Below are 25,839 nucleotides of genomic sequence, written 5' to 3' on the forward strand. Positions count from 1 at the left end.
GACGTTCAAGGCGTGCTCGGCACGAACACGCTGACGTCCCGCGCATCGACAGCCTTGGGCAACAACCCCTCATGCAGGAACGCGTCGGCGATGCGCTGTTGCTCCTCCAGGTTTTCCGGTTTCACCGGCTGTACGTCGTAGCTGCGCCGGGCATTGGCCTGTAGCACGGTGGTGCTATCCAGGTTGCCCCACAATGGCCCCAGGATGCGCGCCGCCGCTGCCGGATTGGCCTGGGTCCACTCGCCGGTTTCGCGTAAGGCGAGGTACACCTGTTGCAGGACCTCAGGGTGAGCTTGGGCATAGTCGCTGCTCGCCAGGTAGTAACGCTGGTAGCTGGCAAGCCCTTCACCATCGGCCAGGATGCGCGCGTTCTGCTGCCGCTGGGCGCTGGCCACGAAGGGATCCCAGGTTACCCAGGCGTCGACCTTGTGGTTCTCGAAAGCGGCGCGGCCGTCGGCGGGGATCAGGTAGGCCGGGGTGATGTCCTTGAACGTCAGGCCGGCCTTGGCCAGCGCCTGGATCAGCAGGTAATGACTGCCGGCGGCCTTGGTCACCGCCACGCGCTTGCCCTTCAGATCGGCCAGGGTGCGAAGCGGCGAATCCGATGGCACCAGTATCGCCTGAGCCTTCGGCGACGGCGTCTCGCGGGCGAAGTAGGTCAGCCTGGCGCCTGCGGCCTGGGTGAATACCGGTACGGTGTCGGCGACATCAGCAGACACATCGACATTGCCCAGGTTCAGGGCTTCCAACAGGGGCAGCCCACTGGGAAATTCATGCCATGTAATGCGGATGCCTTGGGCGCGCAATCGGTCCTCGAGGCCGCCTCGGGCCTTGAGCAGCGTCAACAGGGTCGAGGACTTCTGGTAACCGATACGCAGGCTCTGCTCGGCGCTGGCAATGCCAGGGAGCAATACAGTGGCCAGCACTGCCAGGCCAAGCTGGCGTAGATAGCGGATGGGCATTTCGAGGTCTCCCCAATCAAGGCTGTGCGGTGGACGTGGCGCGCTCGGCAAGCGTGAAGCCGGTGGCGAAGGTCGGGGTCACGTCCAGGCGTTGGTTCATCAGGCCATGGGCGTGGTAGAAGTCGGCGGTGTCCTGCTGCTCGGCCACGGTCTGTGCATCGATCACCTGCCAGCGCAATTTCCGGCGCTCGAACTGCAGGCGCGCGGCCTGCTCGGGGAAACCGATGATTGCGGCCAAGGTTTTCGAGTAGCTGTCCAAGTGCTGATTGGCCCAGACCTGCGCATCGGCCAGACGGGTGAGGTAGTCCTGCAGCGCCGCACGCTTCGACGCCTCGCCCAAGGCGTGGTCGGTCGCCGCAAGAAAACTGTTGCCACTGGACAGGCCGCGACCATTGACCAGCACCCTGCCCTGCCCGCTGACCTCGGCCAGGGCGGTATAGGGCTCCCATGTGGACCAGGCGTCCACCGAACCATTGGCCAGCGCGATCTTGGCATCGACAGGTCCCAGGAACCTGAACGCCACGTCTTTTTCGCTCAGTCCGGCTTGATCCAGCGCCTTGAGGGCCAGATGATGACCAATCGACCCGCGCCCTGTGGCAATGCGCTTGCCTTTGAGGTCAGTAACGCTGTGCAGCGGCGCCTCGGGAAGTACCAGCAAAGCCGTACCGTAGGGATCGGATTTGTCCACCGCGATCGCCTTGACCGGTGCCCCCGAAGCCAGCACGAACAGCAGCGGTGCGTCCCCGATGATGCCGGCGTCGATGGCACCGGCATTGAGCGCCTCGGCCAACGGCGCGGCGGCGGGGAATTCTGCCCAGTGAATGTCGTAGGGCAGGTCACGCAGGGCGTCAGCCGCTTCCAATTGGGCGCGCATGTTGCCCTTTTGATCGCCAATACGCAGGGTCAGTCGCTCGGCGGCTCCTGCCTGGCTGGCCAGCAAGGTGGCTACGGCGAGGGCCAGCAGCGTGGATCGAATGGACATGGACTTCCTCGGGGCTGGGTGGACGGCATCGTGCCGTCCAGGCCAAGCGACTCTAACGAAGTACGTCAAATAAACTAAATTGATTTTAGGAATATCCTAATATGCATTATTCGCTTTAACTTGCTGTAGGGGATGGCATTGTCCACTCCAATGATTATGCTGATGCGTTATTTCTCCACTCGATCATGTGAGCGCGATCATGAAAATCGATGACATGGACGCGTTCGTCGCGGTCATCCGGTGCCAGTCCACCAACCTCGCCGCCGAGGCCCTGCAGATCACCCAGCCGGCGATCACTCGCCGCGTGCAGAACTTCGAGCAAGACCTCGGCGCCAGCCTGCTCGACCGGACGACCAAGCCGCTCAAGCCGACCCCCATGGGCTTGCGCGTCTATGCGCAGTGCAAAGCGATCCTGCGCGAGATCGACTCGCTGCGCGAGCTGGTGGCCAGCGACGGTGCGCCATCAGGCACATTGCGCCTGGGCATACCGCAGACGCTGGGCGATGTCGTGTTGCTCGATGCCCTGGGTCGGATCAGAGAGGCCTATCCGCAGTTGCGGACCCAAGTCACCAGTGGCTGGGGTAGCAGCCTGATCGCGCGCATGGAAAACGGCGAACTGGATGCCGCAGCCGCACTGTTTCCGCCAGGCAAGATTTTCCCGGAAGGTATCGCCAGTCGATCGATAGCGCGCATGCCGCTGAAAGTGGTGGAAGCCAAGAGCAATGCCGCTAAGCGCAACTGCAAGCTCAGGGACTGCTACGCCCGTGGCTGGGTCCTCAACCCCGATGGCTGCGGCTTCCGGGCCGGTTTGCAGCGGGCATTGAGCGAGTTGGGGTTGAACCTGAAGATTAATCTGGAAACCTTCGGCACCGAGCTGCAGTTGGGGCTGGTTGCCAGCGGCCAGGGCCTGGGGCTCGTGCCTGAGCCGCTGTTGCGCATGAGCAGCCACCGTGACGCGCTCGATGTGCTGAACATCACCGACTTCAAGCCGCACGTAGATCTCTGGCTGTTCCACCCGCGCTACCTTGGAAGCTTTCAAGAGCCGGTGGAACTGTTCGGTGAGGTCGCGGGGCATCGGCTAGCCGATCAATAAATGCGTTTTGAACATAATGTGATTTCGACTAGATTCCTTATTTAAATAATTAGCATAGAACTAAAAAGACTTTTACAGCGATCATTCATACGAATACGGTCTTAGCATCGCCACCGTATTTCAGGGATGAGAGCCCATGAGTCACCCCTCAGACAGCGTCCTGGCCGAGCTGACCCAAGCGCTGGCTGCCAACGCTGAGCGCTATGACCGAAGTGCCCGTTTCCCTGAAGACAACATCGCTCTATTGCAGCGCCACGGCCTGCTCGCCCTCACCGTACCCCGCATCCTCGGCGGCGCAGGCGCAGACCTGGCGTGCGCACGCCGTGTGATTTCAGCCGTCGCCCAGGGCGACCCAGCGACCGCGCTGATCCTGGTCATGCAATACCTGCAACACGCCCGGCTGCAGGACGACAGGCGCTGGCCACGCCATCTGCGTGAGCGCGTGGCCCGTGAGGCCGTGCAACAGGGTGCGCTGATCAACGCCCTGCGCGTCGAGCCTGAGCTGGGAACGCCGGCTAGAGGCGGACTTCCGGCCACCGTCGCACGGCGCACCGCCGAAGGTTGGCGCCTGAATGGACGCAAAATCTATTCCACCGGTAGCCACGGCCTCAGCTGGCTGCTGGTGTGGGCCCGCAGCGACGACGCCGATCCACTGGTCGGTGGCTTCCTGGTCCATCGCGACTCGCCCGGCATCACCATCCTCGACGACTGGGATCACCTGGGCATGCGCGCCACCTGCAGCCATCAGGTGCGGTTCGACGAGGTGTTGATTCCCCTGGACCACGCCGTCAGCGTCAGCCCGGCCAGTGCGCCGAAAACCGAACTCGATGGACAGGGCCTGTTGTGGATGGCCGTGTTGCTACCGACGGTCTACGACGGCGTTGCCCGCGCTGCGCGTGACTGGCTGGCGAACTTTTTCACGCAACGCATCCCTTCCCATCTGGGTGCGCCGCTGGCCAGCCTGCCGCGCTTTCAGGACGTGCTCGGTCGTATCGACACGCTGTTGTTCGCCAGCCACACCCTGCTCGAGTCGGCCGCCGCTGGACAGGTCGATCAGGCCCACGCCGGGCAGCTCAAGCACCTGGTCAGCAGCAACGCCATCAAGGCGGTCGAGCTGGCCATCGAGGCCGCGGGCAATCCTGGCTTGTCACGGCGCAACGCCCTGGAGCGGCACTACCGTGATGTGCTCTGCAGCCGGATCCACACCCCCCAGGACGACACGGTGTTCGGCCAGGTCGGTCGCGCGGCGCTCATGCCCGAACCACCCTGAGCCGTTCGAACGCATTGCGCCACACCACTCAATACGCCTGATTACCGGAGAACCTTCATGAGCTCACTGTCTGCCGTTTCCGCCCGCCTCGAACCTGTACGAGATCGAGTCAGCGCCCAGGAGTGGGAGGTGCGGGTCAAGCTGGCTGCTGCCTACCGCCTTGCCGCCCTGTTTCGCTGGACCGATCACATCTACACGCATTTCTCCGCCCGGGTGCCCGGGCCGCATGAGCATTTCCTGATCAATCCTTTCGGCCTGCTGTTCGACGAGATCACCGCCTCGAACCTGGTCAAGGTCGATGTGGACGGTACGCTCATCGACGACCCCTCGGGCCTGGGCATCAACCAGGCAGGCTATGTGATCCACAGCGCCATCCACCGCGCCCGCCCAGACCTCGCCGCCGTGCTGCACACCCATACCCGCGATGGAGCCGCGGTTTCGGCCCAGCGTGACGGTCTGTTGCCGATCTCCCAGCACGCCCTGGCCTACTACAGCCGCGTGGCCTACCACGACTACGAAGGCGTGGCCCTGGATCTGGACGAGCAACAGCGGCTGGTCGCTAATCTGGGCCACAGCAATATCCTTATCCTGCGCAACCATGGTCTGCTCACCGGCGGCATCAGCGTCGAGCACGCGTTTCGCGAACTGCATGGCCTGGAGCGGGCCTGCGCTATCCAGATCGCGGCCCAGGCCGGCGGCAACGATCAGCTCCTGCATGCCTCGCCTGCGGCCATCGCCAAGGTGCACGAGCAATCCAAGCGCTTTTCCGATGGCAAGGGCGAAAGCATCCAGCGGCATTGGGACGCGCTCATTCGCCAGTTGGACCGCGAAGGCCTCGATTACCAGGACTGATCGATCGCAACCGCCTTCTGCCGCCCCGACTCTCTATCAAGGACCGCTCCATGCCTTCATTCCTTCGCCTGCTGGCCAGCAGCGCCCTGGCCATGACGCTTGCCGCCTGCTCACCGACCGACGACAGCGCGGTCAGCAAGACGTTGAGCATCGCCTTCTGGGGCGACAACACCACGTTGGTCAGCCTCGATCCTTTCCAGGTCTACTGGCTGGAACACCGGGTGCTGCTGCGCAACGTCGCCGAGTCGCTGACCGACCAGGATCCGCAGACCGGTCGCATCATTCCCTGGCTGGCCAAACGCTGGGAGATCAGCAGCGACGCCTTGAAGTACACCTTCCATCTGCGTCAGGACGTGAGCTTCAGCAACGGTGAGCGTTTCGACGCCCAGGCGGTGAAAACCGCCTTCGACAGCAACAAGGCCTTTGCCGCGCAGTTGCCCGCTACCTTCGGCGCGACGTATCTGGCTGGCTACGACCATGCCGAAGTGATCGACGACTTCACCGTTCGCCTGACCCTGGCAAGGCCCAATGCCGGTTTCCTGCAAGCCACCTCCACCACCAACCTCTCGATTCTCGCGCCGGCCAGCTACCGGTTGAGTGCCCAGCAGCGCTCGTCAGGCCAGATCATCGGCACCGGCCCTTTCATCCTTGAGCAGTACACCCCGGAAGTCGGCGCGCGCCTGGTCAGACGTGCCGACTATGCCTGGCCATCGGCCAACGCGCGCAATCCGGGGCCTGCGTATATGGAGGCGGTGCAAATCAGCTACATCCCCGAGGAAAGCGTACGCAACGGCCTGTTCCTGCAGGGCAAGGTCGACATCCTGTGGCCGCGCAATCCGTTTTCGGAAGTCGACCTGACCTTGCTTCAGTCCAAGGGCGCCACCATTCAAAGCCGATCACTGCCGGGCCCTGCGCTGAATCTTTATCCCAATACGCGCAACGGTCGTCTGCTGGGTGACCGCCAATTACGCCTGGCCGTGCAGAAAGCCATCGACCGCACCGGCTACGCCCACACCGTGTTCAATGCCCGCTTCCCGGTGGTGAGCGGGGTGTACGACGTCACCACGCCCTACTTCAAACCGCAAAGCGACAAGCTTGCCCATGACCCCCGAGGCGCTGAGCAACTGCTCGAGTCTGCTGGCTGGCATACAGGGTCCGATGGTTACCGTTACAAGAACGGCCAACGCCTGACCCTGCGCTACAACCTGACGCCGGCCGAAAGCGCGGGTGACGTGCTGGTACAGGACCAACTGCGCAAGGTCGGCATCGACCTCAAGCTCAACGTGCTCACGCGTGCCGAGTGGGTCGCGGGCAACGCGTCCGGCAACTACGACCTGACGTCGACCTACATGACCCGCGCCGACCCGATCATCCTGCAGACCATTCTCGATCCACGTGCAGCCAACAGCGCCACATTGGCCACCAACCTCTACGAACCCGCCGTTTTGACCCAGGCCCAGACCCTGTTCGACAACGGCATGACCGCGACCCAGGACGCGCAACGCGCCCACGCCTACGGCCAGTTGCAGGACCTGCTGATCGACCAGGCCTCGGCGTTTCCACTGTACGAACGCGTGTGGCAGGCTGCGACCGCCCCCCGGATCAAGGATTTTCGCTGGACGGCAGAAGGCTTCGCGCTGTTGGGCGACATCCAGGTGGGGCAGCCATGACACGCTACCTCATCGGCCGTATCGGCCAGGCCCTGCTGGTGCTCTGGGGCGCCTACACCGCCACCTACTTCATTCTCTACCTGCTGCCGGGCGATACCTTGGCGATCATGCTCAGCGCATCAGGCATGGAAGCCGATGGTTTGTCGCCGCAAGACCTGGCCAAGGCTCGGGCTTACTACGGGCTGGATAAAGGGGTGTTCGCACAATATGCCGATCTGCTCCGGCGCGCCGTGCACGGCGACCTGGGGCAGTCGTTGTCGCTGGGCCGTCCTGTCAGCGGGCTACTGGCCGAGCGGCTGCCTCAGACCCTGGCCCTGGCCGGTAGCGCCATCGTCCTGTCGCTGGTAGCCGGCATCGGGCTGGCCTATCTGACCGCCTACGTGCAGTACCGGCCGCTGAAAACCGCACTGGCGCGCCTGCCGTCGCTGGGTTTCTCGATCCCGGTGTTCTGGATGGGGTTGCTGCTGATCCAGGTGTTCGCCTTCGCCCTGGACTGGTTTCCGGCCACCGGCAGCCAGGGGTTTGCCAGCCTGGTGCTGCCTGCTATCACCTTGGCGATCCCCAGCGCGGCCCTGTATGCCCAAGTGCTGCAGCGAGGTTTTCAAGGTGTATGGCAGCAACCCTACATCGTCACCGCGTTCGCCAAAGGGCTGAGCCGGGCTCAGGTGCAGGCTCGCCATGGCCTGCGCAACGCAGCCTTGCCGCTGCTGACGCTGGTAGGCCTTCAGGTCGGTAACACGGTGTCCGGTGCAGTGCTGGTGGAGACCATCTATTCGCGTAACGGCGTCGGGCGCCTGGCCCAGGAGGCGGTGCTGCGCCAGGACATTCCCGTGGTGCTGGCGATCGTCGCGGTAGCGGCCGCTGCCTTCGTGGCGGTGAACCTGATCGTCGACCTGCTCTACCCCTGGCTCGACCCACGCATCAGCCCTACGGCCAAGGTGAGCTGAAATGACCATTGACCTATCGCATCCTCGGCTCGACGCCAGGCATGCCGTTGATTCCGATCGCGCTTGCCACCTCTGGAAGCGCCGCACGCGCCTGCAGCGGACCCGACAGGCCATGATCGCGCTGCTGCGCAGGCCCAGTGTCAGCCTGGCGCTGCTGATCGTGCTGTTTGCCTTACTCGCGGCACTGGTCCCGCAATGGCTGAGCAGCTTCGACCCCTACGCCACGTCGCCCGCCGACAAGCTCAGCGCGCCCAGCCTGGTCCACTGGTTCGGGACCGACGAGTTGGGCCGTGACCTGTATGCGCGAGTGATCTACGGTGCGCGCCTGTCGGTGCTGGCGGCACTGCTGGCGGTGACGATTGCGCTGGTCGGCGGCTTGGGCCTGGGCGCGCTGGCAGGCTTTGCCGGCGCACGCCTCGATGCCGCGCTGATGCGCCTGATCGATGTGTTGCTGGCGTTGCCTGGCCTGCTGCTGGCGCTGGCGATCGTCACCGCCATCGGTTTCGGTACGGTGCCCGTCGCCATCGCCGTGGGCATCGGCATCGTTCCAGGCTTTGCGCGTACCACACGGGCCGAAGTACTGCGCATCAAAACCCTGCCCTATGTGGAGGCCGCCCGGCTGGGTGGCGCCAGTTGGCTGCGCACGTTGCTGCGCCATGTGCTACCCAATGCCTGGGGCCCGGTGGCAGTGCTTGCGACGCTGGATTTCGGTGCCGCGATCCTGGCCACCGCAGGACTGAGTTTCCTTGGCTTTGGCGCCGCACCGCCTGCAGCGGAATGGGGCACGCTCATTGCCAATGGCCGTCATTTCCTGATCACCGCGCCCTGGGTGTCGCTGTTGCCGGGCCTGTTCGTCGTGGTCGTGGTGTTCAGCCTCAATCACTTGGCGCGTAGCGCCGAGGAGCATGCCCGATGAGTACGCAAGCCTTGATCGACGTACACGAACTGGATATCAGCTACACCGTCGCCGGGCAGCGCACGCACGCCGTACGCCGGCTGTCGTTCAGCCTTGACCAGGGCGAAACGCTGGCCATCGTCGGGGAGTCCGGCTGCGGCAAGTCGACCCTGGCCAACGCCTTGCTTGGACTGCTGCCGGGCACTGCCAGCATCGACCACGGACAACTGCGGATCGACGGCATCGACAGGGCCCAGGCCCGCGAGCGTACCTGGCAGCAGTTGCGCGGACGCGCCATCGGCCTGGTGCCGCAGGACCCGATGGTGAGCCTCAATCCCACGCTGCGCATTGGTTGGCAGATCGCCGAAGCCCTGCTCCTGGCCCGTGGCCGGCGCTACCCGGGTCTGGAGGCCGACGTGCTCGCGCTGCTGAACCAGGTCGGCCTCGACGAGCCCTCAGTACGCGCTCGCCAGTACCCCCACGAACTGTCTGGCGGGATGCGTCAACGGGTGTTGATCGCCATCGCCCTGGCCGGCGAGCCTCGGCTGATCATCGCCGACGAGCCCACCAGCGCACTGGACGTGACGGTGCAGCGCCGCATCCTCGACCACCTGCAACAACTGGTCGCCGAGCGCGGCATCTCGCTGCTGATCATCACCCATGACCTGGGGATGGCCTGTGATCGCGCCGACCGGCTGCTGGTGATGCGCCAGGGCCACTGTGTCGAGCAGGGTACGCCCCGACAGATATTGTGGGGTGCACAGCAGCCCTACACCCGCAGTCTGCTCGACGCAGCGCCTGCTTTCGTGCCGCGCCACAGGCCGCAACAGATCACCTTACAGCGCCCAATGCTGCGTCTGGACGCGGTGGGCAAACGCTTCGCGTTGCCAGGGCAGGATACGCCCCTCACCGCCTTGCACGGGCTGAGCCTGGAGGTCCACGCCGGGCAGACGCTGGCCATCGTCGGCGAATCGGGTTCGGGCAAGAGCACTGCGCTGCGCATTGCGCTGGGTCTGGAAAGGCCTGATCAGGGACGCGTCGAGTGGTTCGGCCAGGATGTCAGCGACTACAGCTGGCGCCAGCTCCGCCCGCTGCGTCGACGCATTCAACTGGTGCAGCAGAACCCCTTCGCCGCGCTCGATCCGCGCTTCACCGTGTTCGACAGCCTCGTCGAGCCGCTGGTGTCGTTCGGGCTGCTCAAGGGCCAGGCCCTGGAACTCAAGGCCCGCGAACTCATCGCGCGCGTGCACCTGCCCGTGGCGTTTCTCGATCGCCTGCCCCGGGAATTATCAGGCGGGCAACGCCAACGGGTCGCCATCGCTCGCGCCTTGGCGCTGAAGCCTGAGGTGCTGCTGCTCGACGAGCCGGTCAGCGCGCTGGACGTTTCGGTACAGGCGCAGATTCTCGCCCTGCTCGATGAGCTGCAGCGCGATCTGGGCATGGCCTATGTGCTGGTGTCCCACGATCTGGCGGTTGTGGCGAGCGTGGCCGACCAGGTCCTGGTGCTGCAGCGCGGGCACGTGGTCGAGCAAGGGCCGGCGGCGCAGGTGTTCAGCCGCCCCTCCAGCGACTACACACGGGCATTGATCGAGGCGATACCAGGACACTCGCGCAGCGTGTTGCCTGTAGCGGTCTGACCGCTACGCCGAGTACTGCGGGCAAGCGATAGCGCGCGCCCTTGACCCAAGACCCTTTTCGATAACAGGAGCACTACGGTATGAGCCTCGAATTCATCGGCCTCATCGGCCCCCAGGAAAGCAGCGAATCGCAGGCCCCACGCGGCCCGCTAGTCGACCTCGAGTTCATCAAGGCGTTCGCCCAGGCCCAGGAATACGCCGGTTTCGACAAGGCGTTGCTGGCAGTCAACACCAGCGCGCCAGACTCGATGATCCTCGCCACCTACGTGGCGGCATTGACCGAACGCATCGGCCTGTTGGTCGCGCACCGCCCCGGCTTCCAGGCGCCGACTTTCGCCGCGCGCCAGTTCGCCACCCTTGACCAGCTCAGCCGTGGCCGCGCTTCGATCAACGTGATCACCGGGGGCGACAGCGGCGACCTGCAACGCGACGGCGACTTCCTCGACAAGGATGCTCGCTATGCCCGTACCGACGAGTATCTCGAGGTTCTGCGCAACACCTGGACCCAGACCGCGCCGTTCGATCACCACGGCCCGCACTACCGCGTGCAGGACAACCTCACCTTGGTCAAGCCGGTGGCCAGGCTGCCGGTGTACTTCTCCGGCGCCTCGGACGCTGCAGTGGACGTCGCGGCCAAGCACGCCGACGTGTACATGATGTGGGGCGAGCCACTGGCACAGGTCCGCGAACGCATCGCCCAGGTCCGCCAGGCCGCGGCCCGCTATGGCCGCGAGCAGCACATCCGCTTCAGCCTTTCTTTGCGACCGATCCTCGGCGCCACCGAAGACGAAGCCTGGGCCCGCGCCGAGCGCATTCTGGCCGACGCCAGGCAGCGCATCGGCATCCGCCAGGGCAACCGCCGCGAAAAGAACTTCGGCAAGAGCAACGTGGGCTCCGAGCGCCTGGTGCAACTTGCCAGCCAGCGCACAGTGCACGACACCCGGTTGTGGACCGAGATCGCCGCCCTGGGCGGTGGCGCCGGTAATTCCACCTCGCTGGTGGGTACGCCTGAGCAGGTCGCCGAGGCGGCGCTGGCGTACTACGAACTGGGTGTGAGCACGTTCCTGTTCCGGGGTTTCGAGCAACTGCGCGATGCCGTGGAATACGGCCAGGACTTGATCCCACGGATCCGTGACAAGGTTGCGCAGTACGAGAAGAGCCGCAGCGCTCGCCGCGCCTGAAGGATGTGCCCATGAGCCCGCCGGGACTTCCCAGCGGGCTCATGGGCACAAGGTCGCCTGGCGGCCCGGCTTCTATCGGCTGAAGCGCGGTATCGGCAGGCCCAGGCTTTCGCGCAAGGTCGTCCCTTCATAGGCCGTGCGATAGACACCTCGCTCCTGCAGCAAGGGCACTACCTGCTCGGTGAATCGGCGGAACTGCCCGGGATGACCGATGTAGATATTGAATCCGTCCACTGCACGCGCTTCGAACCAGTCGGCCATCTTCGCCGCCACGGTCTGGGCCGAGCCGACGAAGGCACCCGGGCGCAACTGGCGGCCGAACTCCACCGCCTGGCGCAGGCTGAACCCCCGCTCACGGGCCTGGTCGGCAATGCGCTTGGCATTGGTGAAGAAACTGCTGCGCGCAGCCTCCAGGCTCTGCTGGGGAAACGGGGCGTCCAGGTCGTACTGACTGAAGTCATGCCAGCCGAAGTTACGCCCGAACTCTTTGAGCGCCAGTTCGAAGCTGTGGTCGGCCTGGTGATAGTGGCGCTCGATCTCACGCGCCTGCTCGTCCGTATCGCCCACGTAGATCTCTGCGCCGGGCAGCACCAACAGGTGCTCTGGGTCGCGTCCCAGGCGTGCCGCGCGCGCCTTGATATCGCGATAGAACGCCTGACCCTGCTCGAGAGTGGCGGCGTGGGTGAACACCACATCGGCCGTGGCGGCACCCAGTTCGCGCCCCTGCTCGGAGTCGCCCGCCTGGAAGATCACCGGCTGCCCCTGGGGCGAGCGCTGGATGTTCAGCGGACCGACCACCGAGAAGTGCGCACCCTGGTGATTCAAGGCATGCAGCTTCGCCGGGTCGAGGAACCGACCCTGGCTGCGGTCCCGAGGAAACGCATCCTCCTCGTACGAATGCCACAGCCCCTGGACCACCTGCACATGCTCCTGGGCACGCGCATACCGAGTGTCATAGTCGTAGTGCTCGTCCAACCCATAATTGCCGGCCGTGCCGGCGTCGCCGCTGGTGACGACGTTCCAGCCGGCACGGCCTTTGCTGATCAGGTCCAGTGAGGCGAGCCGGCGAGCAACGTTGAACGGTGCGTTGTAGGAGGTGGTGAGCGTGCCGACCAACCCCAGGCGGCGGGTACTGACCGCCAGGGCTGAGAGCAAGGTCAACGGCTCCAGGCGATTGAGGTAATGCGAGGGTGAGCCGGGGGTGATGAACTGGCTGTCGACGATGAAGATCAGGTCGAACAGCGCAGCTTCTGCCTGCCGGGCGATGTCGATGTACCAGTCGATGTTGACGCTGGCGTCGGCGGGCAGCTCCGGGTCGAGCCACAGGTTGTGTCGACCTGGGCCGCCGCAGCCCATGGTCAGGGCTCCGAGTTTGATCTGTCGTGTGCTCATGGGACGTCCTTTCACTGGCCCTTCGCAGCGGACGCCTGCAAGGCGGCTGCGAAGGAGGTATCGAACAGGCTCGCCGCTGGGTAGGCCTTGATCAGGCCGAGGCCGGCGAAGAAATCCACGGTCTTCTGCGCATCGGCAATGACCTGAGGGTTCAGCGGTGCCAGGTCGGTGCGTGCGCGGGCAAACCAGGTCCGGGCGATATCGCGATCGGCGCGAGTGCGCTGGGCCCAGGCATCGGCATAGGCCTCGGTGTGGGCCGGCTCGCTCAGGGCCCAGTCACGGGCCTTCCTCAGGCGCTGCAGGAAGTCGGCAATCTGTGCGCGCTTGTGGTCCACGGCCTTGCTGTTGGCCACGACGAAGCTCTGCGCAGGGATCACGCCTTCGGCCGTGGCCAACACGCGAGCACCTTGGCGCTCCTGCTGGGTGACATAGGGCTCCCAGGTGGCAATCACGTCCACCGAGCCGCCGTCCAAGGCATGGGAGGCGTCCAGGGCGCTGAGGTAGCGCAATTCCACGGCATCGCGCGGGACGCCCGCCTTGTCCAGGGCACTGAACAGCAGTTGCTGGCTCCACGAGCCCTTCCAGATCGCTGCACGCTTGCCGCGCAGGTCTTGCAGGCTGTGAATCGGCGAATCCTTGCGCGCCAGGATGGCCACGCCTTCGAGGTTCTGCCGACTGACCGCAATGATCTTGATCGGCGCGCCCAGTGCGCCAAGGAACAACGGCGGGGCGTCACCCAGCAGGCCGATGTCGAGGCTGCCGACATTGAGCGCCTCAGCCACTGGCGAACCTGCGGTGAACTGCTTCCATTCCAGGCTATAAGGGAGGTTTTCCAGAACGCCAGCCGCTTCCATTACCGCGCGGGCGTTATAGCTCTGATCGCCGACCACCAGCGTTTGGGCGCTGGCGGCCAGACTGAAGGTGGTGGCCAGCAGCGTTGCAGCCAAGTGTTTGATATAGCGCACGGTCGTCTCCGAATACCAGTGAAGGCAGTGAGGCGATCCGCGCGTGCGGTCTACGCCAGGTTTTATAGCGTTAGGGTATAGGCTTGGTGCTTCTTATAAGCTAAACCAGCATCTGCGGGCTGTGAAATGCACGCTTGGCATAAGCTCATACCCTTGTGTTTAAGCCATTTCAAAACAGTACAGAGGTATCTGTAAATGCACTATTTTCATATTAGCTTATGATTATTCTGCATTTTGAGAATAGCGGGGCATTTTGCTAGGGTCGTGCTCATCCCTCATTTGAAGTCGAATCTCAACCATGACCCAGCCTGTGCGTACGGAGCGCTTGCGCCACTTCATCGAGAACCTGGCCGAGTTGATCGATCGACGCCCTGATGAGGCGGATTTGCTCGACCGAGGCCAACGCCTGCTGGCCGACTTGGTCGCCCATGACGACTGGCTGCCTGACGAACTCGCCCAGCCCGATCCCGAGCGCTATCGGCAGTACCTGTTGCACTGCGATTCGCGCCAGCGCTTCTGCGTGGTGAGCTTCGTCTGGGGGCCTGGGCAGCGCACACCGATCCACGACCACCGCGTGTGGGGGCTGATCGGCATGTTGCGCGGCGCGGAATGGGCGCAGGGCTTCGTGCGAGATGCCCAGGGCGCGCTACAGCCCCATGGCGCCGCAGTGCGTCTGCTGCCGGGCCAGGTGGAAGCCGTCTCGCCGCGAATTGGTGACATCCATCGGGTCAGCAACGCTTACGACGACCGGGTCTCGATCAGCATCCATGTCTATGGCGGCAACATTGGCGCCGTCAAGCGCGCGGTATACAGCGACGATGGCAGCGAAAAAACCTTCATTTCCGGCTACTCCAACACTCACCTTCCCAACCTCTGGGACCTGTCCAAAGAGAACCCTGCCCCATGAGCACCCTCGCCACCCGCCACCCCCATGACATTCGCCGCGCGCTGCTGGCTCGCGAAGAACTGGCGCTGCTCGACGTCCGCGAAGAAGACCCGTTCGCGCAGAGCCACCCGCTGTTCGCCGCCAACATCCCCCTGTCGAAACTGGAGATTGAGGTGTTCGCTCGCGTGCCGCGTCTGGACACACCCATCACGGTCTACGACAACGGTGAAGGACTGGCTGGCGTCGCTGCGCAGCGGCTGTTGGCCCTTGGCTACCGCGATGTCGCGCTGCTCGACGGTGGCCTTGAGGGCTGGCGCGCCGCCGCAGGCGAGCTGTTCCGTGACGTCAACGTGCCGAGCAAGGCTTTCGGCGAACTGGTCGAGCAGGTGCGCCATACCCCATCGCTGGCGGCCGAGCACGTCCAGGCGTTGCTTGAGGCACGAGCCGATGTGGTGGTGCTCGATGCGCGGCGGTTCGACGAGTACCAGACCATGAGCATCCCCGGCGGCATCAGCGTACCCGGCGCCGAACTGGTATTGCGCGTGGCGGAACTGGCACCCGATCCGTCCACCCAGGTGATCGTCAACTGCGCCGGACGCACGCGCAGCATCATTGGTACCCAGTCACTGATCAACGCAGGCATTGCCAATCCGGTCGCAGCCCTGCGCAACGGCACCATCGGCTGGACGTTGGCGGGACAAGCACTGGCCCATGGTCAGGCACGTCGCTTCGCCGAAGTCGGTGACGATACGCGCCTCGACGCCGCCCGACGGGCACGTGCCCTGGCCGAGCGTGCAGGCGTGCAACGACTCGATCGCAGCCTGCTGGCGCAATGGCAGAGCGACGAAACGCGCACTACCTACCTGTTCGATGTGCGCACGCCCGAAGAGTACGAGTCCGGTCACTTCCCCGGCAGCCGCTCGGTGCCCGGCGGGCAACTGGTGCAGGAAACCGACCATGTCGCCAGTGTCCGTGGCGCGAGGGTCGTACTGGTGGATGACGACGGTGTGCGCGCGAACATGAGCGCTTCATGGCTAGCACAGATGGGCTGGCAGGTCGCAGTGCTCGACGGCTTGACCCGCGCAGACTTCAGCGCCACCGGTCCCTGGCAGCCACCGCTGCCCGAGCGGCCTGCCGTCCATTCGATCGACGTCGAGCAACTGGCCGACTGGCTGCAGGAGGATGGCACCGTCGTCCTGGACTTCACCACCAGCGCCAACTACGTCAACCGCCACATACCCGGCGCACACTGGGTGATCCGCGCTCAATTGGCCGAAGCCCTGGAAAGGCTGCCACAGGCGCGCCGCTATGTACTGACGTGCGGCAGCAGCCTGCTGGCCCGTTTTGCCGCAGCCGACCTGCAAGCCCTGACCCGCATCCCGGTGCATGTGCTCGAAGGCGGCACCGCACAGTGGATCGCAGCCGGACAACCGCTGCAGAGCGGCGAAACGCACTTGGCGGTAGCGCGCAGCGACCGTTACCAGCGGCCCTATGAAGGGACGGACAATCCACGCGCAGCCATGCAGGGCTATCTGGACTGGGAATTCGGTTTGATCGCCCAACTCGAACGCGACGCCACCCATCATTTCAAGGTGCTCTGAGCAAGCCCCCTCCATGGGTAATCAAGAGACGAGATCGCCTGCCCATCAATGCTCCAACGCGTACCGCCTGCAATGCGCCAGATACCCTTGCTCGTGACTGCCCACCAACTGAATCACATTGCTCCACAACCACGACGGCGCATCCAGCGTCTCGGAACGGTGCAGTTGCAACTCCTCGATCCAGGCCGCGCGCGTGCTCAGGTCCATTTGCCGGGCATGGGCATGGCCCACCACACGGGCCAGATACCCTGCGGCCCGGCGTGCTTCCTGCTCGCTGAGCTCATCGAGTTCCAGTTTCATGTCCTGGGGCAGCAACTCACGGACGAAGAAGCCATGATCGAGCATGCGCACCGCCACCATGCGGTTGCCCAGGCCCGGCGAAAGATGCCGAGCACCTTCGACCACGCGCCGGGCATTGTCGCGTGGCATCGAGGCACGGGCGGTGCGTGGGGCGGCGGCGGCGATGGCTTCCTTGACGTCCAACAGGCAGAACTCCTGGTCGTCGCCCTCCCCAACCGCCATCAGCACGGCGTAGCGCAGCAGGCCCAGTGAGCTGCAGCCCTTGACCCAGTAGGCCGAGTCCAGCAGTTCCACGCGGTCCTCCGGGCTACGGCCCTTGAGCGAGGTCACCAGGGTGTGGATGTCGTCCGAGGCGCAGAGCTTGCGCACCGCCGTCTTTTCCTCGCGCGACAGCGGCCAGAAATGCTTGCCCAGCGGAATGCTTGGACGCACCCGCTCGATGCGCTCGCGGGCCAGGTGTTTCCAGGTGCGGCGCACGGCGGTGCGCATGCCAGCCTTGACCTGCGCCGGCCGCTCGGGCTCTTCGTCATCGTTCTGTTCGAAGGCCTGGGCGTAGCCCTGCATCATCTCCTCGAGCATGCGCGCAGTGACCACGCCCGGCAGGTCCGAGCTGCGTGCGGCGGTGGCCAGCGACAGGCCCAGTCGCACCAGGTCATGGGCTGGATTGCCGATCACGGTCTGGTCGAGATCGCGGATGTGGATGTCGATACGGCCCTTCAGATCCCCGGTCGGACCCAGGTTGCCGGCGTGACAGTCACCGCAGATCCACACCGCCGGCCCGCTGGGCAGGCGGCGCCCGGATTGACTGTGCAGCCAGTCGTAGAACTGCACGGTGCTGCCACGCACATAGGCATGCGCCGACCGGGCCATCTTGAGGTTGCGCAATTGCGTGAGGGTGTCGATACGGTCTGAGGGGCGCGGTAGTTTCATGGACATCTCGGATCCAGGCGATATCAAATTGACGTCAATCTGACACAGTTGTTCCGAAATGTTTCAAGAGGTCTTCAGGCGTGCCCATCGCGTCAGCACTTCGTCCCAGCATCGCGAGATTTCGGCACCGATCCGTCCTCTGGCTGGCATACCTGGCGAATAAGGGCGCACCACCAGGTGGGCTTGGAGAAACGCGTCCGACCATCCTGCCCACTCGCCCGCCATGGACTGCAGATTGCTGTGCAGAACCGGATAAACCTCGTTCCACAAGATGCTCTGCACCTGGTCAGGCGTGTAGCCACTCTGGGCCAGACGCTGCACGACCCCGTCGAAACTGAGGTCGACATCGGTGTCCAGAAAGAACTCCGACAAGGCTTGCCACACCCGCAGTCGATCCGCGTCAACGGTGCTCATGAGGCTCCCCCTGTGCTCGCCAGCGGAATCGACAGGATGGCGGCCAGCCCGCCCTCGGCTCGGTTTTCCAGGCGTACCTGACCGCCCAGGCGCTCGACGATGGCCGCGACGATGGACAGTCCCAGCCCTGCCCCGTTCGGGCTGTTGCGGCTGTAGAAACGTTCGAACACGCGCGTCAGGCTGGCCTCTTCGATACCGGGGCCTTCATCTTCCACACGGAGTTCGAGCTGCCCACCGCGTTGCTGCAGCGAAACGCAGATGCGTCCGCCCGGTGGCGAGTGCTCCACGGCATTGGCCACCAGATTCTGCAAGGCGATGCCCAGCACGCCGGCATCGACCGTGGCCAGGTGATCGCCCTCATCGAGTTGCAACGACGGTTCCTGGCCACGCTCCAGAATCCAGGGCGTCAATTCGGCCAAGGTCTCGGTGACCACCTCGCCCAGGTCGATCGGCGTGTCCACGCGCTGGCCCAGGCGCGGTTCCAGGCGTGCCAGGGTCAACAGCTGGTTGACCACCCGCGTGAGGCGATCCACGGCACCGATCAGGAAGCCCAGGGCTTTTTGCCGTTCGGCCTCGCTGGTGGCGGCTTCGGCGTTCTGCGCGTGAAGACGCAGAATGGCCAGCGGCGTACGCATTTCATGGGCCGCATCGGCGATGAAGCGGTGTTCGCGGCGCAGCAAATCGTCGATCTGCGCCAGCAAGCGGTTGATCGCCGCCTGCATCGGCTCCAGCTCCGAGGGCAGCGGCACCAGTTGCAGCGGCTCCAGCGATTGCGCATGCCGTGCGCGAATCACATTGGCCATGTTCTGCAGCGGTTGCAGACCCCAGCCGATGGCGGCCCAGACCAACAGGGCCAGGGCCAGGCTGCCGATCAGGAACGGAAACAAGGTATGGCGCACGATGCGGTCGATCAGGTCGAAGCGCACATCCTCGCGCTCGCCGACCCAGATCACCCAGTGACGCGCCGGCACCGGTAGCACAAAGCCGCGCCAGCACTGGCCATCGACCACGATCTCGGAGAAGCCTGGGGTCACCGGCAGCGGTGTCAGCACCGGTGCACTCGGGGTATTGACCAGGCGCGTGCCGGCGTCATCCCAGACTTGGAACGCCAGCTTGCTTTCATAGGGATGGCCCACCCGGTGCCGGCCGGCCTGGCTCAGGGCGTCGTTGAAGGCCTGGTACAGCGAGGTCCGGCTGCCCTCCTCCACCGGCAGGCTCATCACGCCCTGCAGAAGCCGCGCGTTCTGCGCCAGGTGGGCGTCGTAGATCTCGGTGATCTCATGGCGGCTGTCATGGTAGTTGTACAACGCCAACAGGCTGGTACCGACCACCAGCAGCAACATCACCCGCCACAGCGTGCGCTGGCGCAGCGAACTCATGCCTTGCCCTCCACCAGGTAGCCGATGCCGCGCACGGTGCGGATCAAGCCGTTGAACAGCTTCTTGCGTAGCTGGTAGACGTTGACTTCCAGGGTGTTGCTCTCCGGTTCCTCGTCCCAGCCGTAGAGCAACTGGGTGAGCCGCTCGCGGGTGAAGACCTTGCCCGGCTGCGCCAGCAACTCGTGCAGCAGGCGGTACTCCTTGGGCGTCAGCACCACCGGCCGGCCCTCGTAGTGCACCTGCTGGGTGGCCGGGTCGAGGCTCACCCCGGCGTGTTCGATCAGCACCCGTGCTCGCCCGGCACTGCGGCGCAGCAGTGCGCGCAGGCGGGCCTTGAGCTCGTTGAGGTCGAAGGGTTTGACCAGGTAGTCGTCGGCACCGGCATCCAGCCCAGTGATACGGTCGTCGGTGGCGTCACGGGCGGTGAGCACCAGCACTGGCAGGTTGTCACCGCCCGCCCTCACCCGCCGCAGCACCTCGATGCCATCCAGGCGCGGCAGCCCCAGGTCGAGAATAGCCAGGTCGAAGGTCTCGTGCTGCAAGGCGTGCAGGCCGCTGGCGCCATCGCGCAGCCAGTCGAGGGTATAACCTTCCTGGCGCAAGCCATCGCAGATGCCTTCGCCCAGCGCCGTATCGTCCTCCACCAGCAACAGCCGCATAGATCAGTCCTGTTTGTCCTCGAGGGTCTTGAGTAACGCGGCGATATCGCTGCGCCGCCCCTGATCGGCCAGCTCGCGCCCCGGACGTGGCGGTGCCTGCAGCGCCTTGTTCAGCGCAACGCGGGCCTCGTCGTAGCGTTTGCGCCGAACCAGATGATCGGCCCAGAAGTAGTTGCTGTCGATACCGTTGGGGTTGATTTGCAGTGCCTGGCGCAACAAGGTTTCGGCCTTGTCGCTGTCGCCGAAGCCGATCGGCCAGCCCGGCACCTGGTCGTAGAGCGTGCCCAGGCTGGTATAGGCCGAGCCCTGCAAAGCACCGGCGTCCAGGGCAATGGCCTGCTCCAGGCTGGCCCGCGCCGCCTTCACTTTGCTCAGCGCGCCCAGCCCGCCGGTCGCGCCGGCCCAACTGCTGTTGACGATGCCGTTCCAGATCAGCGGTTCGGCCGCGCCCGGATACTGCCGGACGAAGGTTGCGGCGTCCCCGGCCAGCTTCTCGAAGGCCTCGCTGCGCTGCTCCTTGGGGGTCTGGTACTGGATCTGCGCCCAGCGCTGCTGCAAGTCGGCCAGCCGCTGCGCGCCGCCTGGGTCCAGCGCCCAGGTAGAGGATGAGAACGCCAGCAGCGTGGCGAGCAACAGACGCTTCATTTCAACGACTCCTTCGCGTGTCCGTCGACGTGGCGACGGATCATGGGTAATTGCTTGCGCAGCGCACGGTCGACGACGCCTGGCAGTAGGCTGTTGAGGCGCACGAACAGCTTCTCCGGCCAGCCCAGGTACAGCTCGCTGCGTTCGCTCTGCACGGCGTCGAGCACGGCCCGTGCGACATCGACGGGGTCGTCCATGCCGACCTTGAGCGCATGATTGAGCGCCATGGCGGCGCTGCTGTTCATCGGTGTACGGGTGGCCCTGGGCGCGGCGTACAGCACGTTCACCGAGGTGTCGGCCAGTTCCCGGCGCAGCGCCTCGGAGAAGCCGCGCAGGGCGAACTTGCTGGCACAGTAGGTGGCATAGCCCGGATAGCCGATCGAGCCGTAGGTCGAGCCGACATTCACCACCAGCGCCCTGGGCTGGGCGCGCAACAGCGGCAGGCAAGCACGGGTGAGGTGCAGCGGCGCCTTGAGGTTGATGTCCAGCAACTCGTCCAGGGCTTGTTCGTCGAGTTGGTCGAGCAAGGCGAAGCGATTGACCCCGGCGGCATTGATCAGCACGTTGACACCGCCCAGCGCTCGCGCCTGTTGCACCACCTGGTCGCGACCGCTGGGGTTGCGCAGGTCGGCGCTGTGCCAGGTGAGGTGCTGCGGGTAGCGCTTGAGCACCCCGGCCAAATCGCCCATCTGTCGACTGACCGCCAGGACCCGAGCCCCCGCCGCGCATAACTGCTCGGCCAGGGCCAGGCCGATACCGCCACTGGCACCGGTCAGGATCACCACACAGTCAGGCAGGCGCATGCTGTACGCCCTGCGATTCGCTGAGTGGCAGGCCGCGGAACATTTCGGTGTAGAGGTGGTACACGACCTTGGCCGCATCGAGCACGGCCTGCTGGTCCTCGGGCTGCTCCAGACGGTTCATCAGCGTGCGGTAGGTGACCATGTGCTCCTGATCCAGGGCACCGTGCGAGCTCAGGTAGCTGAATGCCCTGTCGGGCAGTTCCAGGCTGCGCTGCAAGGTACCGGCCGCCTGGGTCGCCAAGGCGATGCTGGTGCCCTCGAGCACGTTGACCATGCCGAACAACCCCACCGGATTGCCGCGTGCGATGAGGTCGTAGAGATAGGCGACCATCAGCTCGATGGGCAACGCCGGTCGGCCGTCTCGCACAGCCTCCCAGTCGCCGCCACAGGCTTTGATGTCATCGAGAATCCACTGTTCGTGGCCGTATTCTTCCTCGATGTACTCGCACACCGCGCCGCGCAACCATTCCAGGCGCCGTGGCAGCCGGGCACCGCACGCCATCATCAGCGGTACGGTATGGCGCACGTGATAGTACGCCTGGGTCAGGAAGGCGATGTAGCTGTGGCGGCTGGCCTGCCCAGCCAGTGCCTGGCGGATGACCGGGACGGCGAACAGCGCCTCGCATTGCGTGGCGGTCTGTAACTGCAGGGTGTCGAAAAAAGCCATGGCGAACCTCACAACGCAATGTCGGATAGCAAGCGGTGGTAGCGCGCCAGAATCGCCTCGCGACGCGGGCGACCGTTGGCGGTCAGGGTGTGCAGGTGGCTGTCGAGCGGCTCGGGCAGGCGGCGCCAGTGATGAACACGGGCATAGTCCGGCAGGCGCGCATTGCCCTGCCGCACGGCCTGCTCGATATCGGCATCGCTGCTGGCAGGGTCCCGCGGCCAGAGCAAGGCGACGTTGTGCGGCAAACCCTCGCCGTGCACGAACACTTGGGCAAGGGCGCCGCATTGGGTCAGTTCGGCCTCGACCCACTCGGGGCTGACGTTGCGTCCGAAGCTGGTGATGAACTGGTGCTTCTTGCGCCCGTTCAAGTACAGGTAGCCCTGCGCGTCCAGGTAACCAAGGTCGCCGGTGGCCCACCATGACGCGTGCAGCGGTGGCTCGCCCAGATAACCCAGCAGCGTCGAACCTGCGACCAGCACTTCACCGTCCTCGGCGATGCGCACCTGCACGTGCGGCAAGGGCTTGCCGACGCTGCCCATGCGGTACGCGCCGGGTCTGTTCAGGGCCACCACCGACGCGCACTCAGAAAGGCCATAGCCTTCATACACCGGCAGGCCAATCGCCTCGGCGCGCTCCAGTAACGCCTGGGACACCCGCGCGCCGCCCACCGCCACGAACCGCAGCGCGCCCACTGGCATCAACCCGCGCTCGATGGCGGTGACCAGGCCCAACAACAACTGCGGCACCAGGATCAGGCTGTGTGCACCGCTCAGGGCTATCGCGCTGAGCAGTCGCTTGAAGTCGACCTGGGTGGCGCCGCTGATGCCCAATTGCGCCTGCGGGTACAACTGCACGCACGCACTGGCCATGAGCGCGGCATACACGCCCAAATTCTCCAGCAACACCCCCAGCGGCAGCACCGCCAGGTAACGCTGGGCCGAGGCGTTGCGGCTGGCCTCTTCCAGGGTCCGGGCGACGCACAGCATCGCCTCGGCACTCAAGCACACGCCCTTGGGTTGGCCGGTGCTGCCGGAGGTGTAGGTAATCTTCGCGGTGCCTTCGGGCAAGGTCACCGGCCTGGGTGCTGAGCGATGCCAGAACGCAGCGGTACGGCTGAAACCGGCGCTGTGTAGCTGAGCGGTCCACACCTCATCGACCAACGCCAATGTGGCGCCGCTCTGCTGCACGCAATGCGCGAACTGCTGGGGGCTGAAGAACGTTGGAATGACAACGCACGGGCAGCCGGCAAACAGCGCTGCCAAGTCCCAGAGCAACGCCTGCGGGCCGTTGTCCAAGGCCAGGATAAGTGCGGCTGGCGCCTGACGCTCCAGCTCGCCTGCACGGCGCTCCACTTCATCGCGCAACTGCGCCCAGGTGACCCGCTCGTCGGCCCCCTGCACAGCCACCTCGTGCGGGCAGTCACGGGCTTGCACGCTCAACCTGTGCCAGAAACGCTCGAGTTCATGCGGCATGTCCGGATTCCTCGACCACCTGCGGCAGTCCCAGGCGTTGGAATAGCCCGATGCGCGCCAGCGCGGCGAAACCTTGGCCAATGTTGCCCACCATCACCTGGGGCCGCTGGTTGTAGTAGCGGCCCCACTGGACGTGTTCGTCACCCAGGCGTCGCGGATCGGCCACGCCGAGCACGCTGGGTTGCAGCCCCAGGCGGCGGAAGCTGTTGACCAGTGACGCCGCCCCGGTGAACGTCACCCACTGCAGCCCGCGCACGGCCAGCAGCCAGGTGATGAGGATGATCATCAGCCGGGCGCTGCCGGCGTCGACCGAGGCCAGGTTGCCCACCTCGACCCATTGCCCGCGCTCCACCACAGCGCCCTGCACATCCGCCAGTGCCAGGTGGACAGGCAGGTCCAGGTAGCGCTCGACAAACAGTGCACCGCTGCTGGCTGGACGCACCCCGGCAGCGGCGATCAGGCGCCCGGACGCGTCGCGCAGGGCCAGTAACTCGGGCAGGTAGTGCTGCACATCGGCCTGATGACGGTCGGCGAAGCACTGATGGATGAACTGCTCCAGCTCACTGCGCCCGGCGTCGGCGGCCAGGTGCAGGGTCAGCTGAGCAGAGGCGGCGGCGGGGCCGCCTACAGACAACGGGAGCAAGGTGCTCCATGGCAGATGTGACATGCGACTCCCCCTGGGATCGGCGTGTGGGGGAAGTATCGGCAGCGAATCTGAAAGGAGTCTGAAGTGCCGGCTGACTTTACAAGCCATGGGCAAGTGGCATCTTGGCGCCCGCTCGTGCTGTCTTACATGGGTACCCGCCAAGGATTGGAAATGTCAGGAAACCCCGCATTGACTGCCGATGATTTCGCTGGAGTGCGGTGCTGCGCTTCGCCGTCGCCCTCACGGCGCTGCTGACAGCCTTCTACGGCCTGATGACGTCTTCCAGCCGCCCGGCAGTGGGTCAAGCACGCATGGATCGGGCTGCACGCGTTGTGGCATGACCCGCGCGCCGTGCTGACCGCGTTCCTGTCACCTGTGAATCAGTTGATCGAAGCCGTCATTCAGAGGCGAGACTATGGGTTGCTGGCTTATTGGTTATTGGCGGCGCTGCTATTCAATCTGGCTCAGCTCAAGTAGCCGCTTAAGCATGGAGCACTTCATTCCGGTGATTGCTCGTCGTACCAGGCGGCATACGGGGTGTTGCCGACCTTGCGGCGGTTGTAGTCCGGACTGCCATCGGCCCACCACACCGGCCCTCGCTCGCCCAGCGCCACCTTGGCGGCGTCGACCTCGGCGCGGGCGCTGCGCAGCGCAGCAGGGTCATCGGCCAGGCGGGCTTGCCTGACCGCACGCCGCGCCGCCATCAACTGGCTGACCAAAGCCGCACGGCGTGATTCGGGCAACGCCGGGTCGCTGCAGCGCCATAGACGCCCCTTGACCACGAAATAGCGGCCATCCGGCGTGGTGGGATACTTCACCGATACTGATCGTCTTCGCTGTCGTCTTCGACAAGGTCCGCGTCGTCGGCCTCGTCAGCGTCATTCAATGCCGGCGAGGCTGGCTTGCGTGGGTCGTTGATGAAAGGCACACGGCTCGGGCCTTGTTCTTCGAGACCTTCGGTTTCTGGCTGCATGGTGATTCCTCCGTTGCTGCGAGCTTGGAGTCGCGGCCGGGCCCGTCGTTCAGTCGCGGGCGCGCACCACGGCGAGCAGCGTCTGCGCGTCGCTGACCTCGAACTTGCCCGGCGCCTCGACCGCCAAGTGCCGGACCACACCGTTGTCCACCAGCAGCGCGTAGCGTTGCGAGCGATAGCCCATGCCCCGTGCGGACAGGTCCTGGCCGAGGCCCAGGGCCTCGGTGAATTGACCATTGCCGTCGGCGATCATGTGCACGGCAGTGCCCACCTGCAGGCTCTTACCCCAGGCCTGCATGACGAAGGCATCGTTGACCGAGACGCAAAGGATCTCGTCGATACCGGCGGCGAACAGTTCCGGCGCGGCCGCGACATACCCCGGCACATGACGCTCCGAACAGGTCGGGGTGAACGCGCCCGGCAGCGCGAAGATCAGCAGCTTGCGCTGGTCGCAGCGCTCGCGCAGCGAAAAGGCATTCGGGCCGATGGCACAGCCGCCCTCGCCTTCGCTGTATTGATAAAGGGTGACATCAGGGAGCATGGCGCCATGTTCGATCATCGCTGAGATTCCTGGGAAGAGAAGTGAGGCAGGTGCGTTTGTATCAGGTTTGACGCACC

General features: G+C 65.0%; 26 protein-coding genes. 10 read left to right on the plus strand and 16 right to left on the minus strand.

Annotated features, from left to right (window positions below):
- Positions 1-5 precede the first annotated feature (5 nt).
- Together Q6A47_RS10060 and Q6A47_RS10065 are read right to left on the minus strand one after the other, a co-directional pair.
- The gene (locus tag Q6A47_RS10060) at positions 6-962 is read right to left on the minus strand and encodes an aliphatic sulfonate ABC transporter substrate-binding protein (protein WP_304484217.1); all 957 of its coding nucleotides are present in this window, start codon (positions 960-962) and stop codon (positions 6-8) included.
- A gap of 16 nt (positions 963-978) precedes the next feature.
- Positions 979-1,944 carry an ABC transporter substrate-binding protein gene (locus tag Q6A47_RS10065; protein WP_304484218.1) on the minus strand — a complete coding sequence of 322 codons (966 nt, stop codon included), beginning with the start codon at positions 1,942-1,944 and terminating at the stop codon, positions 979-981.
- A gap of 199 nt (positions 1,945-2,143) precedes the next feature.
- Here Q6A47_RS10065 and Q6A47_RS10070 point away from each other — a divergent pair, with 199 nt between their 5' ends.
- The 8 genes from Q6A47_RS10070 to Q6A47_RS10105 all read left to right on the plus strand — a co-directional run bounded on the left by Q6A47_RS10070 (position 2,144) and on the right by Q6A47_RS10105 (position 11,489).
- On the plus strand, positions 2,144-3,037 hold the full coding sequence (locus Q6A47_RS10070) for a LysR family transcriptional regulator (protein ID WP_039577840.1): 894 nt from the start codon (positions 2,144-2,146) through the stop codon (positions 3,035-3,037).
- A 136-nt stretch (positions 3,038-3,173) separates the two neighbouring features.
- Entirely contained in the window at positions 3,174-4,307 is a 1,134-nt protein-coding gene (locus Q6A47_RS10075; protein ID WP_304484219.1) for an acyl-CoA dehydrogenase family protein, read from the plus strand.
- Between the two features lie 57 nt (positions 4,308-4,364).
- Positions 4,365-5,159, plus strand: a complete 795-nt coding sequence (locus tag Q6A47_RS10080) for a class II aldolase/adducin family protein (protein WP_039577834.1) — start codon at positions 4,365-4,367, stop codon at positions 5,157-5,159.
- Between the two features lie 50 nt (positions 5,160-5,209).
- Complete coding sequence (locus tag Q6A47_RS10085) at positions 5,210-6,829, plus strand: ABC transporter substrate-binding protein (protein WP_304484220.1); 1,620 nt, start codon at positions 5,210-5,212, stop codon at positions 6,827-6,829.
- Positions 6,826-7,776: an ABC transporter permease gene (locus Q6A47_RS10090; protein WP_304484221.1), complete on the plus strand. Its 951-nt coding sequence runs from the start codon at positions 6,826-6,828 to the stop codon at positions 7,774-7,776. The genes Q6A47_RS10085 and Q6A47_RS10090 overlap by 4 nt, the downstream gene beginning before the upstream one ends.
- A 1-nt stretch (position 7,777) precedes the next feature.
- Positions 7,778-8,692 carry an ABC transporter permease gene (locus Q6A47_RS10095; RefSeq protein WP_116888304.1) on the plus strand — a complete coding sequence of 305 codons (915 nt, stop codon included), beginning with the start codon at positions 7,778-7,780 and terminating at the stop codon, positions 8,690-8,692.
- Complete coding sequence (locus tag Q6A47_RS10100) at positions 8,689-10,308, plus strand: dipeptide ABC transporter ATP-binding protein (RefSeq protein WP_304484222.1); 1,620 nt, start codon at positions 8,689-8,691, stop codon at positions 10,306-10,308. The genes Q6A47_RS10095 and Q6A47_RS10100 overlap by 4 nt, the downstream gene beginning before the upstream one ends.
- 80 nt (positions 10,309-10,388) lie before the next feature.
- Positions 10,389-11,489 (plus strand): LLM class flavin-dependent oxidoreductase, encoded by a 1,101-nt coding sequence (locus Q6A47_RS10105; protein ID WP_304484223.1) that lies wholly within the window; start codon positions 10,389-10,391, stop codon positions 11,487-11,489.
- A 72-nt stretch (positions 11,490-11,561) separates the two neighbouring features.
- On the opposite strand, the gene Q6A47_RS10110 is transcribed toward Q6A47_RS10105, so the two are convergent.
- Together Q6A47_RS10110 and Q6A47_RS10115 are read right to left on the minus strand one after the other, a co-directional pair.
- Positions 11,562-12,881 carry an LLM class flavin-dependent oxidoreductase gene (locus tag Q6A47_RS10110; RefSeq protein ID WP_304484224.1) on the minus strand — a complete coding sequence of 440 codons (1,320 nt, stop codon included), beginning with the start codon at positions 12,879-12,881 and terminating at the stop codon, positions 11,562-11,564.
- Between the two features lie 11 nt (positions 12,882-12,892).
- Positions 12,893-13,846: an ABC transporter substrate-binding protein gene (locus Q6A47_RS10115; RefSeq protein ID WP_304484225.1), complete on the minus strand. Its 954-nt coding sequence runs from the start codon at positions 13,844-13,846 to the stop codon at positions 12,893-12,895.
- Positions 13,847-14,144: 298 nt separating this feature from the next.
- Between Q6A47_RS10115 and Q6A47_RS10120 the strand changes: the two genes are divergently transcribed.
- On the plus strand, positions 14,145-14,753 hold the full coding sequence (locus Q6A47_RS10120; RefSeq protein ID WP_116888302.1) for a cysteine dioxygenase family protein: 609 nt from the start codon (positions 14,145-14,147) through the stop codon (positions 14,751-14,753).
- On the plus strand, positions 14,750-16,333 hold the full coding sequence (locus tag Q6A47_RS10125) for a rhodanese-related sulfurtransferase (RefSeq protein WP_039577813.1): 1,584 nt from the start codon (positions 14,750-14,752) through the stop codon (positions 16,331-16,333). Before Q6A47_RS10120 ends, Q6A47_RS10125 begins: the two co-directional genes overlap by 4 nt.
- Positions 16,334-16,378: 45 nt before the next feature.
- Here the strand turns inward: Q6A47_RS10125 and Q6A47_RS10130 are convergent, their stop codons facing one another.
- The 12 genes from Q6A47_RS10130 to Q6A47_RS10185 form a co-directional block, all read right to left on the minus strand.
- On the minus strand, positions 16,379-17,563 hold the full coding sequence (locus Q6A47_RS10130; RefSeq protein WP_304484250.1) for a DUF2252 family protein: 1,185 nt from the start codon (positions 17,561-17,563) through the stop codon (positions 16,379-16,381).
- 63 nt (positions 17,564-17,626) lie between these two features.
- Positions 17,627-17,977, minus strand: a complete 351-nt coding sequence (locus Q6A47_RS10135; RefSeq protein WP_304484226.1) for a DUF7079 family protein — start codon at positions 17,975-17,977, stop codon at positions 17,627-17,629.
- Positions 17,974-19,356, minus strand: a complete 1,383-nt coding sequence (locus Q6A47_RS10140) for a sensor histidine kinase (protein WP_304484227.1) — start codon at positions 19,354-19,356, stop codon at positions 17,974-17,976. Before Q6A47_RS10140 ends, Q6A47_RS10135 begins: the two co-directional genes overlap by 4 nt.
- The gene (locus tag Q6A47_RS10145) at positions 19,353-20,015 is read right to left on the minus strand and encodes a response regulator (RefSeq protein ID WP_039577803.1); all 663 of its coding nucleotides are present in this window, start codon (positions 20,013-20,015) and stop codon (positions 19,353-19,355) included. The genes Q6A47_RS10140 and Q6A47_RS10145 overlap by 4 nt, the downstream gene beginning before the upstream one ends.
- A gap of 3 nt (positions 20,016-20,018) precedes the next feature.
- Positions 20,019-20,660, minus strand: coding sequence for a tetratricopeptide repeat protein (locus Q6A47_RS10150; protein WP_039577800.1), 642 nt, complete (start codon positions 20,658-20,660; stop codon positions 20,019-20,021).
- Positions 20,657-21,463 carry an SDR family oxidoreductase gene (locus tag Q6A47_RS10155; RefSeq protein ID WP_116888298.1) on the minus strand — a complete coding sequence of 269 codons (807 nt, stop codon included), beginning with the start codon at positions 21,461-21,463 and terminating at the stop codon, positions 20,657-20,659. The genes Q6A47_RS10150 and Q6A47_RS10155 overlap by 4 nt, the downstream gene beginning before the upstream one ends.
- Entirely contained in the window at positions 21,450-22,130 is a 681-nt protein-coding gene (locus Q6A47_RS10160) for an iron-containing redox enzyme family protein (RefSeq protein WP_304484228.1), read from the minus strand. The genes Q6A47_RS10155 and Q6A47_RS10160 overlap by 14 nt, the downstream gene beginning before the upstream one ends.
- Before the next feature lie 8 nt (positions 22,131-22,138).
- The gene (locus Q6A47_RS10165) at positions 22,139-23,602 is read right to left on the minus strand and encodes an AMP-binding protein (RefSeq protein ID WP_304484229.1); all 1,464 of its coding nucleotides are present in this window, start codon (positions 23,600-23,602) and stop codon (positions 22,139-22,141) included.
- Positions 23,592-24,269 carry a thermostable hemolysin gene (locus Q6A47_RS10170; protein ID WP_304484230.1) on the minus strand — a complete coding sequence of 226 codons (678 nt, stop codon included), beginning with the start codon at positions 24,267-24,269 and terminating at the stop codon, positions 23,592-23,594. The genes Q6A47_RS10165 and Q6A47_RS10170 overlap by 11 nt, the downstream gene beginning before the upstream one ends.
- 476 nt (positions 24,270-24,745) lie before the next feature.
- Positions 24,746-25,066, minus strand: coding sequence for a hypothetical protein (locus tag Q6A47_RS10175; RefSeq protein ID WP_029614894.1), 321 nt, complete (start codon positions 25,064-25,066; stop codon positions 24,746-24,748).
- A complete protein-coding gene (locus Q6A47_RS10180) occupies positions 25,063-25,221 on the minus strand; it encodes a hypothetical protein (protein WP_162889530.1) in 159 nt (52 codons plus the stop codon). Before Q6A47_RS10180 ends, Q6A47_RS10175 begins: the two co-directional genes overlap by 4 nt.
- A 49-nt stretch (positions 25,222-25,270) precedes the next feature.
- Complete coding sequence (locus Q6A47_RS10185) at positions 25,271-25,780, minus strand: peroxiredoxin (protein ID WP_304484231.1); 510 nt, start codon at positions 25,778-25,780, stop codon at positions 25,271-25,273.
- Positions 25,781-25,839 lie beyond the last annotated feature (59 nt).

This window comes from Pseudomonas boreofloridensis (assembly GCF_030580795.1).
GTDB classification, from domain to species: domain Bacteria; phylum Pseudomonadota; class Gammaproteobacteria; order Pseudomonadales; family Pseudomonadaceae; genus Aquipseudomonas; species Aquipseudomonas boreofloridensis.

Bases quoted from the DNA above. Each gene is read 5' to 3' on its own strand.
- Q6A47_RS10155 (WP_116888298.1), bottom strand. From the start codon at position 21,463: ATGCGCCTGCCTGACTGTGTGGTGATCCTGACCGGTGCCAGTGGCGGT.
- Q6A47_RS10180 (WP_162889530.1), bottom strand. From the start codon at position 25,221: ATGCAGCCAGAAACCGAAGGTCTCGAAGAACAAGGCCCGAGCCGTGTG.
- Q6A47_RS10170 (WP_304484230.1), bottom strand. From the start codon at position 24,269: ATGTCACATCTGCCATGGAGCACCTTGCTCCCGTTGTCTGTAGGCGGC.
- Q6A47_RS10090 (WP_304484221.1), top strand. From the start codon at position 6,826: ATGACACGCTACCTCATCGGCCGTATCGGCCAGGCCCTGCTGGTGCTC.
- Q6A47_RS10165 (WP_304484229.1), bottom strand. From the start codon at position 23,602: ATGCCGCATGAACTCGAGCGTTTCTGGCACAGGTTGAGCGTGCAAGCC.
- Q6A47_RS10060 (WP_304484217.1), bottom strand. From the start codon at position 962: ATGCCCATCCGCTATCTACGCCAGCTTGGCCTGGCAGTGCTGGCCACT.
- Q6A47_RS10160 (WP_304484228.1), bottom strand. From the start codon at position 22,130: ATGGCTTTTTTCGACACCCTGCAGTTACAGACCGCCACGCAATGCGAG.
- Q6A47_RS10125 (WP_039577813.1), top strand. From the start codon at position 14,750: ATGAGCACCCTCGCCACCCGCCACCCCCATGACATTCGCCGCGCGCTG.
- Q6A47_RS10075 (WP_304484219.1), top strand. From the start codon at position 3,174: ATGAGTCACCCCTCAGACAGCGTCCTGGCCGAGCTGACCCAAGCGCTG.
- Q6A47_RS10140 (WP_304484227.1), bottom strand. From the start codon at position 19,356: ATGAGTTCGCTGCGCCAGCGCACGCTGTGGCGGGTGATGTTGCTGCTG.
- Q6A47_RS10145 (WP_039577803.1), bottom strand. From the start codon at position 20,015: ATGCGGCTGTTGCTGGTGGAGGACGATACGGCGCTGGGCGAAGGCATC.
- Q6A47_RS10095 (WP_116888304.1), top strand. From the start codon at position 7,778: ATGACCATTGACCTATCGCATCCTCGGCTCGACGCCAGGCATGCCGTT.
- Q6A47_RS10150 (WP_039577800.1), bottom strand. From the start codon at position 20,660: ATGAAGCGTCTGTTGCTCGCCACGCTGCTGGCGTTCTCATCCTCTACC.
- Q6A47_RS10105 (WP_304484223.1), top strand. From the start codon at position 10,389: ATGAGCCTCGAATTCATCGGCCTCATCGGCCCCCAGGAAAGCAGCGAA.
- Q6A47_RS10135 (WP_304484226.1), bottom strand. From the start codon at position 17,977: ATGAGCACCGTTGACGCGGATCGACTGCGGGTGTGGCAAGCCTTGTCG.
- Q6A47_RS10120 (WP_116888302.1), top strand. From the start codon at position 14,145: ATGACCCAGCCTGTGCGTACGGAGCGCTTGCGCCACTTCATCGAGAAC.
- Q6A47_RS10065 (WP_304484218.1), bottom strand. From the start codon at position 1,944: ATGTCCATTCGATCCACGCTGCTGGCCCTCGCCGTAGCCACCTTGCTG.
- Q6A47_RS10185 (WP_304484231.1), bottom strand. From the start codon at position 25,780: ATGATCGAACATGGCGCCATGCTCCCTGATGTCACCCTTTATCAATAC.
- Q6A47_RS10085 (WP_304484220.1), top strand. From the start codon at position 5,210: ATGCCTTCATTCCTTCGCCTGCTGGCCAGCAGCGCCCTGGCCATGACG.
- Q6A47_RS10110 (WP_304484224.1), bottom strand. From the start codon at position 12,881: ATGAGCACACGACAGATCAAACTCGGAGCCCTGACCATGGGCTGCGGC.
- Q6A47_RS10100 (WP_304484222.1), top strand. From the start codon at position 8,689: ATGAGTACGCAAGCCTTGATCGACGTACACGAACTGGATATCAGCTAC.
- Q6A47_RS10080 (WP_039577834.1), top strand. From the start codon at position 4,365: ATGAGCTCACTGTCTGCCGTTTCCGCCCGCCTCGAACCTGTACGAGAT.
- Q6A47_RS10130 (WP_304484250.1), bottom strand. From the start codon at position 17,563: ATGAAACTACCGCGCCCCTCAGACCGTATCGACACCCTCACGCAATTG.
- Q6A47_RS10070 (WP_039577840.1), top strand. From the start codon at position 2,144: ATGAAAATCGATGACATGGACGCGTTCGTCGCGGTCATCCGGTGCCAG.